The 17,481-nt window shown below is 62.4% G+C and carries 13 protein-coding genes and 2 riboswitches; of the genes, 7 read left to right on the top strand and 6 right to left on the bottom strand.

Annotated elements, in window-relative coordinates:
* Positions 1–23: 23 nt before the first annotated feature.
* Both cooS and DVU_RS09890 read right to left on the bottom strand, forming a co-directional pair.
* A complete protein-coding gene (gene cooS, locus DVU_RS09895; protein ID WP_010939375.1) occupies positions 24–1,913 on the bottom strand; it encodes an anaerobic carbon-monoxide dehydrogenase catalytic subunit in 1,890 nt (629 codons plus the stop codon).
* A gap of 288 nt (positions 1,914–2,201) precedes the next feature.
* Entirely contained in the window at positions 2,202–2,873 is a 672-nt protein-coding gene (locus DVU_RS09890) for a Crp/Fnr family transcriptional regulator (protein ID WP_010939374.1), read from the bottom strand.
* 465 nt (positions 2,874–3,338) lie between these two features.
* Positions 3,339–3,439: riboswitch (TPP riboswitch) on the top strand.
* A 65-nt stretch (positions 3,440–3,504) separates the two neighbouring features.
* A riboswitch (TPP riboswitch) is annotated at positions 3,505–3,605 on the top strand.
* Positions 3,606–3,760: 155 nt separating this feature from the next.
* Between DVU_RS09890 and thiS the strand changes: the two genes are divergently transcribed.
* The 5 genes from thiS (at position 3,761) to thiE (ending at position 7,670) form a co-directional block, all read left to right on the top strand.
* A complete protein-coding gene (thiS, locus tag DVU_RS09885) occupies positions 3,761–3,961 on the top strand; it encodes a sulfur carrier protein ThiS (protein WP_010939372.1) in 201 nt (66 codons plus the stop codon).
* Positions 3,961–4,758 (top strand): thiazole synthase, encoded by a 798-nt coding sequence (locus tag DVU_RS09880; protein WP_010939371.1) that lies wholly within the window; start codon positions 3,961–3,963, stop codon positions 4,756–4,758. Before thiS ends, DVU_RS09880 begins: the two co-directional genes overlap by 1 nt.
* A gap of 2 nt (positions 4,759–4,760) precedes the next feature.
* Positions 4,761–6,095 (top strand): 2-iminoacetate synthase ThiH, encoded by a 1,335-nt coding sequence (gene thiH, locus DVU_RS09875; protein WP_010939370.1) that lies wholly within the window; start codon positions 4,761–4,763, stop codon positions 6,093–6,095.
* Positions 6,080–6,721: a sulfur carrier protein ThiS adenylyltransferase ThiF gene (thiF, locus tag DVU_RS09870; protein ID WP_010939369.1), complete on the top strand. Its 642-nt coding sequence runs from the start codon at positions 6,080–6,082 to the stop codon at positions 6,719–6,721. Before thiH ends, thiF begins: the two co-directional genes overlap by 16 nt.
* 268 nt (positions 6,722–6,989) lie before the next feature.
* The gene (gene thiE / locus DVU_RS09865) at positions 6,990–7,670 is read left to right on the top strand and encodes a thiamine phosphate synthase (RefSeq protein WP_010939368.1); all 681 of its coding nucleotides are present in this window, start codon (positions 6,990–6,992) and stop codon (positions 7,668–7,670) included.
* Between the two features lie 134 nt (positions 7,671–7,804).
* Here thiE and DVU_RS09860 read toward each other — a convergent pair whose 3' ends face one another.
* From DVU_RS09860 to DVU_RS09850, 3 genes are all read right to left on the bottom strand, one after another.
* Positions 7,805–8,641 carry an EF-hand domain-containing protein gene (locus tag DVU_RS09860; protein ID WP_010939367.1) on the bottom strand — a complete coding sequence of 279 codons (837 nt, stop codon included), beginning with the start codon at positions 8,639–8,641 and terminating at the stop codon, positions 7,805–7,807.
* A gap of 270 nt (positions 8,642–8,911) precedes the next feature.
* Positions 8,912–9,832, bottom strand: a complete 921-nt coding sequence (locus tag DVU_RS09855) for a DMT family transporter (protein WP_010939365.1) — start codon at positions 9,830–9,832, stop codon at positions 8,912–8,914.
* Complete coding sequence (locus tag DVU_RS09850) at positions 9,829–10,506, bottom strand: phenylalanine--tRNA ligase beta subunit-related protein (protein WP_014524458.1); 678 nt, start codon at positions 10,504–10,506, stop codon at positions 9,829–9,831. The genes DVU_RS09855 and DVU_RS09850 overlap by 4 nt, the downstream gene beginning before the upstream one ends.
* A gap of 130 nt (positions 10,507–10,636) precedes the next feature.
* Here DVU_RS09850 and pdxR point away from each other — a divergent pair, with 130 nt between their 5' ends.
* A complete protein-coding gene (gene pdxR / locus DVU_RS09845; protein WP_010939363.1) occupies positions 10,637–12,079 on the top strand; it encodes a MocR-like pyridoxine biosynthesis transcription factor PdxR in 1,443 nt (480 codons plus the stop codon).
* Positions 12,080–12,333: 254 nt separating this feature from the next.
* Here pdxR and DVU_RS09840 read toward each other — a convergent pair whose 3' ends face one another.
* Positions 12,334–15,549 carry a DEAD/DEAH box helicase gene (locus DVU_RS09840; RefSeq protein ID WP_010939362.1) on the bottom strand — a complete coding sequence of 1,072 codons (3,216 nt, stop codon included), beginning with the start codon at positions 15,547–15,549 and terminating at the stop codon, positions 12,334–12,336.
* A 232-nt stretch (positions 15,550–15,781) separates the two neighbouring features.
* Between DVU_RS09840 and DVU_RS09835 the strand changes: the two genes are divergently transcribed.
* A complete protein-coding gene (locus tag DVU_RS09835) occupies positions 15,782–17,479 on the top strand; it encodes a peptide-binding protein (RefSeq protein ID WP_010939361.1) in 1,698 nt (565 codons plus the stop codon).
* The last annotated feature ends 2 nt before the right edge of the window (positions 17,480–17,481 follow it).

Genomic DNA, 17,481 nt, shown 5'->3' with positions numbered 1-17,481 from the left:
TCATGTCCGGAAGTCTGAAACGGCTAGGATGTGAGACCAAGCCTTGCGCGGCGTGCCACGATATGCGCCTCGAGCATGTCCGCGGCCTTGACGGGGTCCGGTTCAACCATGAAGGCCGCGCCTACCACATCCTGTAGGCCATGCAGGGCCATGGCGGTGACGTTCTCGCTGCCGAGGATGTTGGGGGGAAGACCAAGATGCGTGGGAATGCCGCTTGCCACGGCGTACATGGCAATGGCCGCTGCCTTCTCGGAATACCACTCGGGCGACGAGGCCCCCACGGGCAGGTCGCTTATGTCAACGCCCAGCGTGGTTGCCAGCAGGGCGCACAACTGGAGGATGCGGGAGTTGTCCACGCAGCTGCCCATGTGCAGCACGGGAGGCACGCCAAGACTGCGGCACACGGCGGCAAGCCCCTCGCCGGCTTTCGATGCGGCTTCCGGGACCAGCAGTCCGGCCTTGCCAGCAGCCGTCGTGACGCATCCTGTGGCAAGCACCATGATGTCGCGGCGTATCAGTTCCCGCGTGAGCGTCACATTGGCTGAATCCTGACGTATCTTTGGGTTGTTGCAGCCCACGATGCCCACAAATCCCCGTATCTGCCCTGCCACAACAGCGTCGATGAGGGGCTTGGGAGTGCCGCCAAGGGCCTCGAGGATGGCCTCGTTGGAGAACCCGGACATGATGGACACGGGTTGCGACGGGATGTCGACCCGGGCGGGGTCTCGTCTGGTGTAGGCATCGATGGCGAGCATCACGATTTCGCGGCACCTCTCTTGCGCATTGTGCGGGTGCACTTCCACATGAGTGGCCCCCGTGAAACGCCCCTTGGGAGACGTCGTCACGAAGCGGGTGTGGTAGCACGCGGCAATCTGCACAAGGCTGGGCATGATACACTGATAGTCTGCGACAATGGCATCGGCCGCACCTGTGACAATGGCGAGTTCGGTCATGAGGTGGTTGCCCGCCATGGGAATGCCCTGTCGCATGAGCAGTTCGTTACCCGTGCAGCATAGCCCCGCCACGTTGATGTCTGCTGCCCCGGCGTCCTGTGCCGCCTGCCTTACGGCCGGTTCACGGGTGGCGGCCAGAATCATTTCGGAGACGACGGGGTTGTGTCCGTGCACGAGGATGTTGACGGCATCCTTGCGCAAGACCCCGAGATTGACTGTGGACTGGCGAGGGCGAGGCGTGCCGAAGAGGATGTCGGACAATTCCGTGCCGATCATGGAACCGCCCCATCCATCGGCGAGCGCCGTCCGCGCGGCATGGACGAGCAGGCTTGTGTGGTCGTTGTCGCAGCCCATATGGGTGCGGTGCATCATTTCGGCAATCTCGCGGTCTACGCCACGGGGGGTCATGCCAAGGCGTTGCCAGAGGTCGCGCCGCACCTGCGGCGCACGCGCAAGAAAGGCCAGCGCATTACGGCGGCTGCCGAAGTCGTTGTAGCAGATGGTGACGAGGTCGGCGGCCACGTCATGGGCGGGGCGTGTCGCCGCGTCGGCGACGCCGAGTTCGGCCGCGATGCGCCTGAGTTTTGCCACGTCGCGGATCGTATAGCCGGGAGCCTTGCCCTCGGCTACGGCTTCGAGCGTTTCGATCAGGTCGCGTCCGTGGTCGGAGTGCCCCGCCGCGCCGCCAGCGATGAAACGGCCGAAATTGCGCGCCACGATGACATCGGCATCGGCACCGCACACGCCAAGGCGCATCTTGCCGTCCTTGCGGTTGGCGATACGGCACGGGCCCATGATGCAGTTGCGGCAGGTGGTGCCCAATTCGCAGAATTTACAGGCCGGCGTCTGTTCGGCAGCTCGATCCCAGACGGTGCTGATACCCTCGGCCTTCGCCTTTTCGAGCATGGCGTGTGCGTCATCCCAAATCGAACGGCTACGGATTGTCTTGGAAGAACTCATGGGCTTGCCTCGTGCGGTTTGTCCGGCGGGTAGTGAGGTGACTGCCTATGGCATTTAGGGGCATGCACTCAGGTGCCTGTGTCGTGTGCGCCCTGCATCGTTCCGGAAAACTCCGGTCCCGCTGGGTGGGTGGTAGTGGCAACAGGTTAGTACGCCGGTGGCACGATGTCTGTCGGCTAGCCGACAAAGCCCGAAGAGGAGCATGATTTGCTGCTGCATGCGTCCTTACGGCCTATGAGGCTAGGCTTGCTCATGGAAAGGGCACCGCTGGATGGCACATGGAATCAGTCATTGAAGGGCTATTTCGCGTAGCCGGGTCATATCCAGTACCACAAAGTGTCCCCGCCCCCTGCGTTGCAGGATGCCCGCCCGTATCATGTCGTTGAGCAGGGTGGATGCGGTCTGCCGGGTTGTTCCCACAAGCCCGGCGAGTTGTTCCATGGTGAGTTCAAGGTGGATGTCAGGCAAATCTGACATGTCATCGGCAGGTTGTTGTCTGTTCCTGTCGCTGTCTTCTGCCTGTTCAAGAAGGAGCGCTGCCAGACGGGTGTTACTGTCCTTGAAGACCATGCTCTCGATGAGGAAGAAACTCGACCGTAGCATCTGCCCGAGGATGCGCACCATGATAGACGATATTGCAGTCACTGATGCCATATGCCGGTGTACGAGATGTGTTTCGGCAAGCATGATCTCGCTTTCGGTCAACGCCTGTACATACGCGCCTGTGTGGCTGCTGTAGATGTCTCCCTTCCCGAGAAATGCAAGGCTGAACTCCTTGTCGCCGTAAGCAAGATAGACACGTAGTCTACCGCTACGCACAATGAGGATCATGTCGTCTTCCATGTCGGGCCGAAAGACGGATTGCCCGCGCATCACGATGCGTGAAGAGAATATGGAGGAGAATGATCTGTTGCCAGGACGTTCAAGAAGTTCGACAAGATCGACATCGGAGAGTCTCATGGTGTCTATCCTGTGTCCGGGTGCGGTTCAATACTGCCTGTCGTCGCCAGCGTCGCGGAATAAGCATGGAAGTTCGCGGCATGAGTCGAGTCGGTCGGTTGCATCATGCTTCAATAGTGCACAAGTCGGCAACCACTTCGGTATGATGGGAGAGTGCATCATTGCGCATGGGGGGGCGTCAGGTGCTGCGTCAGTCTCCCGATGCAGGGAGGGGATGCCCGCCTGTAGCGGTTTGTGCCCTTGTGAATGACCGGTAAGGGGGCTGTGACATGGTGGCATCTCCATGTGGCACGTGCTTCGGTTGTGTCCCCTGTGCCTGCTTCCCGCGCGAACTTCTGTCGTGGCAGGTGGTTGCCGCATGAGCGTGGGGTCGCCACTGTCCGGAGTGCGGCCGCAGGGGCGACACACCTGCGATTTTCGCCTCGAAGGGCTTTACAAGACCAGACACGGGAGGCTACTGTGCGTTCAGTCAGCTAGGGGAGCCTTCGGGCTGAGAGTGGGCACGTCCCAGACCCTGTGAACCTGACGCAGTTCACACTGCCGTAGGGAAGCTGAGCGCCGGACAACGTCCGTTCGCCCATCCTCTGCGGATGGGCTTTTTTGTTTTTCGAGTATCAGCGGTCGCCGTCGCGACCGGAGCTAGGGGAGCCTTCGGGCTGAGAGTGGGTTCGTCCCAGACCCTGTGAACCTGACGCAGTTAGCACTGCCGTAGGGAAGCCGCGCACCGGACATGCGTCCGTACGCCCATCCTCTGCGGATGGGCGTTCTGTTTTTCCGGCGCCCGCCGCATCGCCTTTGCGCCCTGCCTGCGACTATGGCGGCAGGGCAGGCGGGGCGGTCGGCCTTGGCAGGCGTCAGCAGACAACCCGGCAGAAGGAGAGACGGCGATGACGATAGTTGTGAACGGTCATGAAGTCGCTTGCGAAGACGGCGTTACGCTGCTCGCCCTTCTGGGGCGGCAGGGGCTCGACCCCCGTACCGTCGTCGTCGAGCGTAACGGGACCATCGTGAAGGCCGAGGCGTTCGGAGACATGGGCCTCGAACAGGGTGACACACTGGAAATCCTTCATTTTGTGGGAGGAGGCTAATGACACACGACACACGACACGACGACACGTTCGTGCTGGGCGGACAGGCGCTTGAAAGCCGCCTTTTCATCGGCACGGGCAAATACGGTACGGATGCGCTCATCCCTGCCGTGGCCGATGCCTCCGGCTCGCAGGTCATCACCGTGGCGCTCCGGCGCGTAGACCTTGGCAACCCCAAGGGCAACGTGCTGGCGCACATCCCCGCGCACATGCGGCTTCTGCCCAACACATCCGGGGCGCGGACGGTCGACGAGGCCGTCCGCATCGCCCGGCTGGCACGCGCCGCAGGGTGCGGTGACTGGATCAAGATCGAGATCATCTCGGACAGCCGCTATCTGCTGCCCGACGGATACGCCACGGCACGCGCCACGGAGATTCTCGCCGCCGAGGGCTTTACGGTGCTGCCCTACATGAACCCCGACCTCTATGTGGCCCGCGACCTCGAGAATGCCGGGGCCGCCGCCATCATGCCACTCGGTGCGCCTATCGGTACGAACCGGGGGCTGCGCACCCGTGAGATGATCGGCATCCTCATCGAGGAGATGTCGCTGCCCATCGTGGTGGATGCGGGCATCGGCAAGCCTTCGGAGGCGTGCGATGCCATGGAGATGGGCGCGGCGGCGTGCCTTGTGAACACCGCCATCGCAAGCGCCGGAGACCCCGTCGCCATGGCGCGGGCCTTTGGCGAGGCCGTGCGCGCGGGACGGCGTGCCTTTCTCGCCCGTGCGGGCCGTGTGCTCGACGGCAGGGCCGAGGCATCGTCGCCGCTGACGGGCTTCCTTGGCGGGCAGGCGTGATCATGAGCTTCTACGATGAACTGGCCCGCTGGCCTCACGAGACGCTGGACGCGCTCATCGCATCGTCCACGGCGGATGACGTCCTGCGGGCGCTGGCGGCTACGCGGCCCGGCCCCGCCGACCTCGCCGCCCTGCTGTCTCCGGCGGCCATGCCGTACCTCGAGGACATGGCGCAGCGCGCCCATGAGCTTACCGTGCGGCATTTCGGGCGCACCATACAGCTGTTCACCCCGCTGTACCTCGCCAACCATTGCACCAACCAGTGCCGTTACTGCGGGTTCAACGCCCGCAACCATATCCGGCGCGACCAGCTGGACGCAGAGAGGATCATGGCAGAGGGGCGCGCCATCGCCAGTACGGGGCTGCGTCAGTTGCTGCTGCTCACGGGCGATGCCCCGCGCATTTCCACGGTGTCCTACATCGCCGAGGCGGCACACCGGCTTCGGCCTCTTTTCCCCTCCATTGGTGTGGAAGTCTATGCCATGCAGGTCGAGGAGTATGCCGAACTCGTGGCGGGAGGGGTGGAGTCGCTGACGATGTTCCAGGAGACCTACAACCCCGGACTCTACGCATGGCTGCACCCCGCAGGGCCCAAGCGCGACTTCCGTTTCCGGCTTGACGCGCCGGAGCGTGGTTGCCTCGGGGGAATGCGGAGCGTCGGCCTCGGGGCCTTGCTCGGTCTGGACGACTGGCGGCGCGATGCGTTCTACACCGCCATGCACGGGGCGTGGTTGCAACGGTATTATCCGGCTACGGAGGTCAGCTTCTCGGTGCCTCGCATGAGGCCGCACACGGGCAGTTTCGAGCCGCAGCACCCCGTCTCCGATCGTGAACTGGTGCAGATTCTCACGGCGTACCGCATCTTCATGCCCACGGCGGGCATCACCGTTTCCAGTCGTGAGGCCGCGGCGTTCCGCGACAATCTCATTCCCCTTGGCGTGACGCGCATGTCCGCAGGGGTTTCCACGGCGGTGGGTGGACATGCCGCAGGCGGAGACGGCAACGTGGCTTCGACCGAAGGGGCCGCCGCAGCGATAGCCGCAAGCACAGCCATATCGTCTGGCGATGCGACAGGCGACCTGTCAGGCCGTTCCACGAAGGTGGATATGACATCAGGCATGGCACATGCCGTGACTGAAGACCTTCAGCAGGGTGCTGACGCGGGGCCAAGCCAGTTCGACATCTCTGATGACCGTAGTGTCGAGGAGATGGTGTCTGCCATCACCGCACGGGGCTACCAGCCGGTGTTCAAGGACTGGGAACCCCCGCAAGACAACGTCTACGCCTGTGGCGCAGCGGGCCATGCCGATGGCACAGTCCGATGCGAGGCCCGATAGTGAGCCTTTTCGAGGACGGGGTGTCCCGCTATCTCGAACCCTCCCTGCGTGACCGGTTGCGTAAGGCCACTGTCGGTATCGCGGGCGCTGGCGGGCTTGGGTCGAACTGCGCCGTGCTGCTTGCCCGCAGCGGCGTGGGGCGGTTCGTGCTGGTCGACCATGATGTGGTCGAACCCTCCAATCTGAACCGCCAGCACTACCTCGCCGCCGATGTGGGCAGGCCCAAGGCCGAAGCACTGGCTGACGTGCTGCGGGCCATCAACCCCGCTGTCGACCTCGTCGTGCATGTGCAGCAGTTGGAAGACGGCAATATCATAGGTATCTTTGGCGGATGCGATGTGGTGGTGGAGGCTGTCGATGACGCCGCCACCAAACGGATGCTTGCCGAGACGTTGATGGGGGCAGGGCGCCCGGTAGTGTGCGCCTCCGGCATGGGCGGGTGGGGCGGCCCACCCATGCGGGAACGGCATCTCGGAGAGAGCATGGTCGTCGTGGGTGACTTCACCAACGAGGTCGGGCCGGGCCTCCCGCCGCTCGCCCCCCGTGTCGTCATGGCCGCTGCGATGCAGGCCGATGCGGTGCTTGCGCGTCTGCTGGGCCCGTGTCCCGCCATGAACCACCGCTAGCTGTTGCCCGGAGGTTTGGCACATACCCTGCCGTGCCCCGCGGACGGGGGGCAGTCCCCTAGGCGAACATGTCGGTCAAGTCCGGCCCTTTGCCGGTCAGCTGCCCGACCAGTGCCCCCGTCAGCCGGTCGGCCGGTCGAAGGGCTGACCGTTCGACAAGTATCGGGGCCATCCCTGTAGCATCTGAGGCCGCAGCGTCCCGGCACTGCTGACTAATTCAGGGCCTGTACCCGACAACCCGTTTTCATTCATCACTGGAGGTGGCCTCATGCCCGTCATTCTGCCCGGCACGACTCCTGATGCCGACATCTACTGTCTGACAGATTCCGGTCTCTGTCTCGGGCGGCCGACTGTGGATGTCGTCGACGCCATGCTGCAAGCCGGGGCGCGTATCATACAATACCGCGAAAAAGAGAAGAAGGCTGGCGAGATGCTGCGCGAGTGCCTTGAACTGCGGCGTATGACCCGCGAGGCAGGAGCGTGCTTCATCGTCAACGACCATGTGGACATCGCCATACTCTGCGATGCCGACGGGGTTCACATCGGACAGGATGACCTGCCCGTGGGCGAGGTCAGGCGTCTCATCGGGCCGGACAGGGCCATCGGCCTCTCCACGCATTCGCCGGAACAGGCCATGGCCGCAGTGGCTGCCGGGGTCGACTACATCGGCGTCGGCCCCATCTTCGCCACCAAGACCAAGAAGGACGTATGCGACCCGGTGGGGTACGCATACCTCGACTGGGTCGTGACGCATCTTGATATCCCCTTCGTGGCCATCGGCGGCATCAAGCTGCATAACATCGGCGAGGTGGCAGCCCACGGCGCCCGGTGTTGCGCGCTGGTGTCGGAGATAGTGGGTGCAGTGGACATCGTCGCACAGGTACAAACGGTGCGGCGGGCCATGCGTGGCGTGGCGGCTGCGGGCACGGATAGCCCACAGGCCGGATAGGTTGGCGCTTGCGGTGCCTTTGTCATCGTTCTTCTTCCGGTGCGGGCGGCCTGTCCTGTGCCGCCCCCATTCTGCACCGTCGTGATGCGTGTGGGCCTGAACCACGCCAAGGATGGCGTGCCGTGGTGCAGGCGTCAGACTGTGGCAGAAATGCCGGAAGTGGTGCTCTCGGTCGTGCCTGTTCCTGCTGTCGTCGTGCCAGTTGTTCCCGTGCCAGTCGTTGCCGTGTCCGTCGCTACCGTGCCGGTGGCTGCCGTATCTGACGCAGTGCCAGAGGTCTCGGCCCCCGCGCTGTCGGTCTCGGTCTCGAACAGGCCCTTCATGAGCCCGCTCATCTGCCCCTTGTAGGCGGCCACGGCGCGTTGCATGGCCCCCGGCCCGGCGTGTTCCTCGTTGCCCATCATGTCTCGCAGGGCGCGCATGGTCTCGAACATCTTGTCGAAGCCCGCCGCGAGTTCTTCGGCGCTGAGCACCCCGTCCTGATTGGTGTCGAAAGAGTCGAACGTCGTCGAAGAGAGGCCCGCCTCCTCTTCTGACAGGGTGCCATCGGCGTCTGCATCCCGCTTGGAAAGGATGTTCTTCACCAGTCCGGCGGCAGCCCCTACTTGCCCGGCCTGCCCTGTTTGCCCTGTTTGCCCGGTCTGCCCGGTCTGCCCGGTCTGCCCGGTCTGCTGCGCCGTGGAGTCGTCTCCCTCGTCCGGCCCTTGTTCGAGCATGGACATGAGCTGGTCACGCCTGCTGCGCAGCCCCGCCTTCAGTTCCTTGCGGCTTACGGAACCGTCCTCGTCGGTATCAAGCCCCTTGAATGCCGTCTCGGACAGGCCCGATTCCGTCTGTGACAGCTTGCCGTCTGCATCGGCATCCATCTCCTTCAGCATCATGTTCGCCACTCGCGACGTGACGCCCCTGCCCTTGTGGGGCCAGATGCCCTGCAATCCGCCGCTTCCCAGTCCAGTTGCCTCGATGCTCATGGTCACCTCCTGCGTCCGGGGTGCCCTCCTTGCCCGTTTTCGGAAAAAAATGCCGCAACATGTAACGGTGACGGTGGAAGCAAGGTGTGTACCTTGTGATGGTGCTACAGTATTATTTTTTGGTAATGAGCATTTGTTTTTTTATATCTGCACGGGATGAAATGAAAAACACTTGATGGGCTGCTGGGTGATACGGTCTTGGAGGCATGTCTTCGGGTGCGACGGGGGCAGTCGTTGCCTGTCCGGCTGGAATCTGAAGAGGTCACGGGGTCAGACCGCTACGCTCGACGTTGTGGGACTGGTCGCCGGACGAATACAGGCGATGACGATTCCCGCGCCCACGCAGGCGAGTCCCGCGATATGGGCAGAGGTTATCGTCTCGTTCAGGACCAGCCATGCGATGCCCATGCTGCTGAGAGGGATGAGTCCGGTGAAGGATGCTGCGGTCCCTGCGGCGATGACGGCGACGCCCTTGAACCACAGCAGGTACGACAGGAACGACACGAAGACTCCGTAGTAGGCGATGCACGAAAGGGTCTCGGCATCCAGTGTCGCCATGTCATAGTGCAGGGCATCGTGAATGGCGAAAGGCAGCAGGCACAGGGCCGCATACACCGAGACCATGGCTGTCCTTGCCAGCGGCGACAGGTGGTCACGCTTGGCCCTGCTCATGACGGAGAAGGCCGATTCGCTGACGACTGCCGCAAGGATGAGAACGTTGCCGGTGAATGAACCCGTGGCGGCAGGTGTGGCGTCCATGAGCGGCGTCAGGCTGATGGTCGCAAGTCCCGTGACGACGCATACGGCCCCTGCGATGGTTCGTCGCGTGATGTGTTCGCGCAGGAAGATGGCCGAAAGCAGGACGATGCATAACGGTGTGGTGCTGCTTATCACTCCTCCCACGGTGGCTGTCGTGTGCTGCAATCCCTGAAAGATGAAGACCCTGTAGAGTACGACGCCGAACAGTGCCTGCAGGACGAGGTACAGATGCACAGAAAGGTCGGCCGGGATGCGTTCGCGCTTCATCATGAAGGTGAAGGGCACCTGTACGGCGAGGCTTGCAAGCAGTCCCGCCTCTGCAGCGAGGAACACCGGCATGGACGAGACCATGAGTTTGCCTGCCACGACGGCGCTGCCCGCGATGCACATGGCAAGGGTCAGGTGGATGTATGCCCGGAGTCTGACGTTCATGCCGGCACCGCCGCGTGATAGGCGGGGCAGCCGACCGAGGCATGAGGGTAGGCTGTGAGGATGTAGCGGCGGAGGTCATCGAAGAAGGCTTCCATGTCTGTGCGCGTGACGCCTTCAACGCCGTACACGCAGTAGAGAACGTCGGTGCTGTCTGCCGTGAGTGACGACGCTTGCGCCTGTCCCTCAAGCACGCTGGAGAGTATGACATCCCCATCCGCCAGATACAGGTCGTCCGCCTTCAGGGTGCGCGACTGCCCCGAGACGGTGGTGAACGTCTCGCCACCTGCTGCCGCATCCAGCACGAAGTCTCCCCGCAGGGTCGCCGTGTCATGTCCGGCGACCAGCAACCCGTGGCGCACTTCTGCAAGGAACATGGTCTCCACCGCAAGACATGCGGCCTTGATATCCCTCGCCTTGAGCACCACTGACTCCATCTGCAATTGAACGGGATACGACTTGCCGTATCGACGGTAATAGCGGGTGTAGCACGATACGGGGTGGGTGAGTGATGCGGCCTTGCGGTTGTAGTCGCGCAGCCGGTGCCTGAAGGTTTCGGTCTCCCGGGTCTTCAGCGAGTCCCACCCTGCCGTGTCCGCCCCGGTAAGCCCCTGCGCCTCCAGCAGTCCCATGATGGTCGCCGGATGTCTTGCCACAACGTTGTCATCGATACGCATGTCCTGTCCCTCCGTGTGTTCTGTGCGGCACATGGCCCTTGTCTCTCGTGGGAGTGGAGCATAAGGTGGGAGAAGTGGATGCGGAAAGACCCAGTCAACAGGTAATGACAAGGTACCACTTGGAGCGAGCATGTGGCTCCCGCTTGATGTCGACGGTCCTCTGTCTCTAGGTAGACAGCTGTATGAACGCCTGAAGCAGATGATCCTTGATGGTGAACTGGCTGCGGGGGCACGCCTGCCATCCAGCCGTGCCCTTGCCGTTGAGCTTGGTGTGTCGCGCAATACGGTTCTTGATGCCTATGACCAGCTGTCCGCGGAGGGCTACCTCGAAACGCGTCATGGTTCGGGGACGAGGGTGGCAGCAGGCATCGTGTCAGAACGCGGGGAGGGAGGTGCAAACCGTGCGCCGTTCGTCATTGCACCCGCAGCCGTACCCGAACGTCCTTCGGGGGTGGTGAGCTTTCGCTCTGGCATTCCGGCACTCGATGTCTTCCCGCGCGAAGAGTGGGCCAGGACCTACCAGAGGGTGTGCGCGGCTTTGCCCGACGACGCGCTGCGCTATAGCGCCCCGGCAGGCGTCTGGGCGTTGCGGGAGGCGATAGCCGGATACCTGCGCAGGACACGCGGCATACGCTGCCACGCCGAAAGGGTGATGATCACAAGTGGGGCGACCCAGGGGCTGCGAATCATGTCCCGGCTTCTGCAACGGAGTGGCGGAGTGGTTCTGGCAGAGGACCCTGCCCATGCCGGATTGCGTGAAGTACTTGAAGTGACGGGTTTGCGGGTCGAAGGTGTGCCCGTCGATGACCGGGGCATGGACACGGGGATGTTGCCATCGGCGGAGGAGGCCCGCAGGGCTGGCGTCGCTTTCGTGTATGTGACGCCTTCGCATCAGTATCCACTGGGGGGCATCCTGCCCGTACAGAGGCGGCAGGCACTCGTCCGCTTCGCCCGGGAGGCGGAGTGTCTCATCGTCGAGGACGACTATGACGGAGAGTTCAGGCATGAAGGTTCACCTGTGGGAACGCTTCATGAGCTTGCCCCGGAATCGGTGGTCTATCTCGGTTCGTTCAGCAAGGTTCTGGCTCCTGCGTTGCGCCTTGGCTTCGCCATCCTACCCGCAAGACTGCTGGCGGCATGGCACCGGGAGAAGCTGTACAGCGATGTGCACACGGATGCGCTGTCGCAGCATGCGCTGGCGTCGTTCATCGGCAGCGGGGCACTGGAGAGGCACATCTGGCGTATGAAGAAGCTGTACAGGCGTAGACGGGCGTTTCTGGTCAAATCACTGATGCGGCACTTCGGAGATGCCGTGGGCATACGCGGACATGCCACGGGGTTGCATCTCGTCGCGGCTTTTACTGGCGTGCGCTTCGACGACAAGGTCATGAGCGAACTCGCACGGGGCGGCGTGGAGGCGACTCCGGTGCACGCCTATGCCCTTCAGCATGGCGATGACCATGTGAATGAACTCATCCTCGGCTACGCACACCTTTCAGAAGAGGCGATGGAACAGGGGGTGCGGCTGCTGAAACAGGTTCTAGGGAATGCCGGTCGTGTCCCTGTCGGGTAGACTTGGTTTCTGTGAGGTCGGGCCGTTATTGTGTGCGCTCGTCATGGAAACAGTCCGACGTGTTGAGGGGTACGCTGACCATATGCCCCTTTGACGCCACCCCACGCCAGTCTTTCCGGTCGTGATGGCATTCCGGCCCGTCGTCTCCCATGACAGAACAGCAATGGCGCACCTGATGGCGCGCCATTGCTGTTCTGTCGTAATATCTGCAGGACTCTTGCAAAAGTCTTGCAGTACACTTGGGAGATGCCGGACTAGATGTCGAAGAGCATCTCGAGGTCTTCGCGGGTGAGTGACTTCCACGTCTCCTGACCGGGGATGATGGCCTCGGCCACGCCACGTTTCATGTCCTGCAGCTTGAGTATCTTCTCTTCCACCGTATTCTGGCAGATGAGCTTGTAGCTGAACACCTGCCGGGTCTGACCGATGCGGTGCGTACGGTCGGTTGCCTGACTCTCCACGGCGGGGTTCCACCACGGGTCGTAGTGGATGACGTAGTCGGCGGAGGTGAGGTTGAGACCCGTACCGCCAGCCTTCAGGGAGATGAGGAAGATGGGGATGTCGGGCGAGTTGTTGAACTTGTCCACCTGTTCGAAGCGGTCCTTGCTGGTGCCGTCGAGATAGCAGAAGGGCGTGCCGGAAATCTGCAGCCACGAGCGGATGATATGCAGCATCTGCACGAACTGCGAGAACACCAGCACCTTGTGTCCTTCCTCGACGATGTCGGTGATCATGTCCTTGAAGGCATCGAACTTGCCGGAGGGCAGGTTGGTTGAGAAGCCGGGCATGTCGAGTTTGAGCAGGCGCGGGTGGCAGCATATCTGACGTAGCTTGAGCAGCGCGTCGAGGATGGACATCTGGCTCTTGGCGAGTCCCTTCTCGTCCACGTCGGCAAGCACCTGCTCCTTCAGCTTGCGGGCGAGGGCCGTGTACAGTTCGGCCTGCTCTTCGGCAAGGGCGCAGTAGTAGGTGTTCTCGATCTTGGGCGGAAGGTCCTTGGCGACCTCGGACTTGGTGCGCCGCAGGATGAAGGGCCGCACACGGGTGCGCAGGTAGTCGAGCGTTTCACAGTCGCCGTCCTTGATGGGCTTGATGACCCCGCGCTGGAAGGCGTGCTGCGACCCGAGGAAGCCGGGCATGAGGAACTCGAACAGCGACCACAGTTCGAACAGGTTGTTCTCGATGGGCGTACCCGAGAGGCACAGGCGCATGTCGGCCTTGATGCGGCGTACCGAACGTGCCGTGATCGTGTTGGGATTCTTGATGTTCTGCGCTTCGTCGAGGATGATGCAGTTGAACGTGTGGTTCTGCAGTTCCTCAAGGTCACGGCGCAGCAGCGCATAGGTGGTGACCACGAGGTCCGATTCGTCGATGAGCTTGAACATCCCCTCACGGCGGGTGCCGTAGATGATGAGCCGCTTGAGTTCAGGGACGAACTTCTGCGCTTCACGCTCCCAGTTGGGCAGCACCGAGGTGGGCACGACGATGAGGTTGGGGCCTATCTTGCCACTCTCCACCATGTGCTGCACGAAGGAGAGGGTCTGCACGGTCTTGCCGAGGCCCATCTCGTCGGCGAGGATGCCGCCGAAGCCGTACTCGCGCAGGAAGTTGAGGTAGGCGAGGCCCTGCATCTGGTAGCCGCGGAGGGTGGCGTTGAGGCCCCTCGGGGCGTTGACGGCGCGTATTTCGCGGAACGTGCGTATCTTGTCGCGCAGGCTGTTCCAGAAGCTGTCGGTCTCGGCGCCCGGCAGGTCGTCGAGGAGGCTGTCCAGCACGGGCGCCTCGAACTGCTTGAACTGCTTCTGCGGCGGCTTGTCGGGGTCGAGTCCGAGCGCTTGCAGCTTGTGACCGAGCCTTTCGAGCCATGTCTCGGGCAGGCTGGTGTAGGAGCCGTCCTTGAGCTGCACGTAGCGCTTGCCCTGCGACCATGCCTTCCAGATCTTGTCGATGGGCACCTTCTGCCCGTCGTATTCCACGTCGATGTCGAGCGAGAACCATTTCTCCTCTTCGTTGCTCTCGACCTTGGCGGTGATGACGGGCTGTGAAAGGCGCACCTTGTACCGGGAGAGGGCCTTCTCGCCGTAGACGCGGTATTTCTCGACAAGGCGCGGGTAGGCGTCCAGAAGAAAGGCGATGGCCTCTTCGGGTTCGAGGAACCACAGACGGCTGCTGCGCGGCTGGAAGCGCATTTCGGAAAGTTGGGTGATGAGCCCCGCCTCTTCGTCCTGGTGGCGGCGGATGAGGAACGTGGTGCCCTCGAAGGTGTAGCTGCCGGTCTGGAAGTCCGGGTTCGGTCCGGCGAGGTAGAATTCGCCATGGGCCGTCTCGTAGACGTTCTGTATCTCGAGGGTGAGGAGGCTTCCCTCTTCGTCGAGAAAGAGCTTGGGGCTGTAACGCGCGGGCTGGAAGACGGGTTCCATCAGCTTCAGGAAGTCCTCCTGCCCGTAGAGGTCGGAAGAGGGCAGGCGCGTCCACACCCTGTCGAGGAACTCCGACATGTCCTCCTGCGGGATGGACGGATGCTGGCGGATGAGGTCCTGCACCAGTTGGGGGGGCAGGCTGGTCTGCACCGGGTAGAAGCTGCGGTTCCAGCACACCCACATGGGCATCTGACCGTGGAAGGTCGCTGCGTTCTCGCCGCCGAGAATGGAGAAGGGCGGCTTGCCTTCGCGGTAGAGCATCACGTCGAACGAAAGTCCGTCATCGCCGAGGCGGGGGTGCAGCTTGAGGCCCAGCGCGGTGTTCTCGATGCGGCATGGCGATTCGGTGTCCAGCCAGAAAAGGTAGTACTCGCGGCGGATGGCCCAGAAGAACCACGAGACGAGTCCGTCGGGTATCTCGATGCGGTGCCCGTAGTAGTCGACGAACTGCCCCACCTGCTTCGCGACATCCACAAGCTGGGGCGAGAGTTCGCACCACTCCGGGTTGTTGATGATCTGTTCGAGCGTTATCTCGTTATGGACGGTGGAAAGGCCCGACTTGTTCTGACGCGCCCTGAAGAAGGCGACGGTCAGGCGACCCGGTTCGGGGTGGAACCTGAAGATGAGGTAATGTTTACCCGGTTCGGGGTCGAGGGCAGTGGAGAAGAAGCTTCTGAAGCTCTGCCGCCACTCGACGCGCGGCTTCGCGGGTTCATCGGAACCGGGGCGCGTGTCGAAGGTCGAGAGCATCTTGAGGGCTGTCGCCGCCACATGACGGCAGACTCCCGAGAATGAATCGGAGCAGTTGCACACGTACGAGGCCCGATGTTCGGACGGCGTCAGGCTGATGCGCGAGACATAGATCTGGAAGTCGTCACTCTGGATGCTTCCGTCTATCTCCCACGTGCCGCCTTCCTTCTTGAGGCCAAGTTTCTGGACGCCCCCCTGTGCCAGCATGTCCTGCGCACCGTCGCGGATGTATTCAGGAATCGTATCATGCACGAATCCTTGCAACAACGTACGGATTGCCTGCTCCTCACTTCTGTCCATTGTGTTTGGTGCTCCCCATGTGCGCCGAATGATAATCTAGTGCATATCGTCTTGTGAGTATGCCGCAACGTCCCCCCGGACTATGCGGCACAACGTACTATCATACACGATTGGTAGGTTGTTTTCAATGGTTGTGTTCTCTGCTAGGCTTGCCACTCGCTGTCCGGGGCACGCCGCCTCACGTTTCATTCTAGAGTAAAGTGCGCGTATGGCAAGAAGCGAGGATTGCAAGATGTCGGTTTTGCGTTGTCTGACCATCGTATCCCTTGTGGCTGTATGCCTTTGTGCGGGATGTGGCGATGATACTGCCCCCACGGTATCCAAAGAGGCACCGCAGGTGCCTTCCGGCAGTACCGCCGGCGAGGGCTTCCCGCCAGCTGGGCGACCCACCGCACAGGAAATGGCGGAAGATGGCGGACGCATCATCATGGGGTCCATCGGGGAACCGTCGAACCTCATCTCGTTCCTTTCCAGCGATGCGTCCTCGCACGAGGTCGCAAGCCAGCTTTACGTGGGGCTCTTGCGGTATAACCGTGACCTCGAGATCGAGCCTTGGGCGGCAGAGTCCTACGAGGTGCTCGACGGGGGCAGGCTGCTGCGGTTCAAGCTGCGCAAGGGTATCCGGTGGCAGGACGGCGTGGAACTCACGGCGGATGACGTCGAGTTCACCTACAAGCTTATCATCGCGCCCACGACACCGACACCGTACGCGGGCGACTTCCTTGCCGTGCAGGAGTTCCGCAAGACGGGCCGCTACAGCTTCGAGGTGCGCTACGACAAGCCCTTTGCCCGGTCGCTCATAAGCTGGATGCAGGACATCATGCCGAAGCACCTGCTGGAAGGACAGGACGTGCGGACGACCCCCTTCGCGCGCAAGCCCGTGGGGGCGGGGCCGTACATGCTCGAATCGTGGGAACCCGGAACCCGTCTGGTGCTGCGTGCCAACCCAGACTACTTCGAGGGCAGGCCGCATATCGACGAGGTCGTGTACCGCATCATTCCCGACAACGCGACCATGTTCCTCGAACTCAAGGCGGGCAAGCTCGATATGATGGGGCTCTCGCCGCAGCAGTACCTGCGGCAGACCGATGGCTACACATGGGAGCGTGACTGGCGCAAATACCGCTATCTTTCGTTCGGGTACACCTATCTCGGCTACAACCTGAAGCATCCGTTCTTCGCCGATGCGCGTGTCCGCCGTGCCATCGCCCATGCCATCGACCGCGAGGGCATCATCAAGGGCGTGCTTCTGGGACAGGGGGTGCCCACGGTCGGTCCCTACAAGCCCGGCACATGGGTATACAACGACAGGTTAACGGCGTACTCCTATGATCCTGCCCTCGCAGCCGAGATGCTGCGCGAAGCGGGGTGGCAGGACACGGACGGGGATGGCATCCTCGACCGCGAGGGAAGGCCCTTCGCCTTCACCATCCTGACCAACCAGGGCAACGACCAGCGTATCAAGACGGCAACCATCATCCAGAGCCAGCTCAAGGATGTGGGGATACGTGTACAGATACGGACGGTGGAGTGGGCCGCGTTCATCAAGGAGTTCGTGAACACGGGCAGGTTCGATGCCGTCATCCTCGGCTGGAACATCACGCAGGACCCGGATGCCTATGATGTGTGGCATTCCTCCAAGGCTGAACCCGGCGGGCTCAATTTCGTGGGCTATCGCAATGCAGAGGTGGACGCCGTACTAGAAAAGGCCCGTCGCACTTTCGACCAGGACGAGCGCAAGCAGTACTACGACCGTTTCCAAGAGATCGTCCACCGCGACCAGCCCTACTGCTTTCTGTACGTGCCGTATGCCCTGCCGGTGGTGGCAGCGCGTTTTCGAGGCATCGACCCCGCCCCGGCGGGCCTCATGCACAACTTCAACCGCTGGTGGGTTCCCGTCGACCAGCAGCGCTCAACGGTGCAGCAGTAACG

The sequence above is a fragment of the Nitratidesulfovibrio vulgaris str. Hildenborough genome, from assembly GCF_000195755.1.
GTDB lineage: Bacteria > Desulfobacterota > Desulfovibrionia > Desulfovibrionales > Desulfovibrionaceae > Nitratidesulfovibrio > Nitratidesulfovibrio vulgaris.
This window is presented reverse-complemented; position numbering and strand designations above follow the sequence as displayed.

Excerpts from the sequence above, each read along its gene's own strand:
- cooS (WP_010939375.1), bottom strand. The coding sequence starts at position 1,913 with ATGAGTTCTTCCAAGACAATCCGTAGCCGTTCGATTTGGGATGACGCA.
- DVU_RS09890 (WP_010939374.1), bottom strand. The coding sequence starts at position 2,873 with ATGAGACTCTCCGATGTCGATCTTGTCGAACTTCTTGAACGTCCTGGC.
- thiS (WP_010939372.1), top strand. The coding sequence starts at position 3,761 with ATGACGATAGTTGTGAACGGTCATGAAGTCGCTTGCGAAGACGGCGTT.
- DVU_RS09880 (WP_010939371.1), top strand. The coding sequence starts at position 3,961 with ATGACACACGACACACGACACGACGACACGTTCGTGCTGGGCGGACAG.
- thiH (WP_010939370.1), top strand. The coding sequence starts at position 4,761 with ATGAGCTTCTACGATGAACTGGCCCGCTGGCCTCACGAGACGCTGGAC.
- thiF (WP_010939369.1), top strand. The coding sequence starts at position 6,080 with ATGCGAGGCCCGATAGTGAGCCTTTTCGAGGACGGGGTGTCCCGCTAT.
- thiE (WP_010939368.1), top strand. The coding sequence starts at position 6,990 with ATGCCCGTCATTCTGCCCGGCACGACTCCTGATGCCGACATCTACTGT.
- DVU_RS09860 (WP_010939367.1), bottom strand. The coding sequence starts at position 8,641 with ATGAGCATCGAGGCAACTGGACTGGGAAGCGGCGGATTGCAGGGCATC.
- DVU_RS09855 (WP_010939365.1), bottom strand. The coding sequence starts at position 9,832 with ATGAACGTCAGACTCCGGGCATACATCCACCTGACCCTTGCCATGTGC.
- DVU_RS09850 (WP_014524458.1), bottom strand. The coding sequence starts at position 10,506 with ATGCGTATCGATGACAACGTTGTGGCAAGACATCCGGCGACCATCATG.
- pdxR (WP_010939363.1), top strand. The coding sequence starts at position 10,637 with ATGTGGCTCCCGCTTGATGTCGACGGTCCTCTGTCTCTAGGTAGACAG.
- DVU_RS09840 (WP_010939362.1), bottom strand. The coding sequence starts at position 15,549 with ATGGACAGAAGTGAGGAGCAGGCAATCCGTACGTTGTTGCAAGGATTC.
- DVU_RS09835 (WP_010939361.1), top strand. The coding sequence starts at position 15,782 with ATGTCGGTTTTGCGTTGTCTGACCATCGTATCCCTTGTGGCTGTATGC.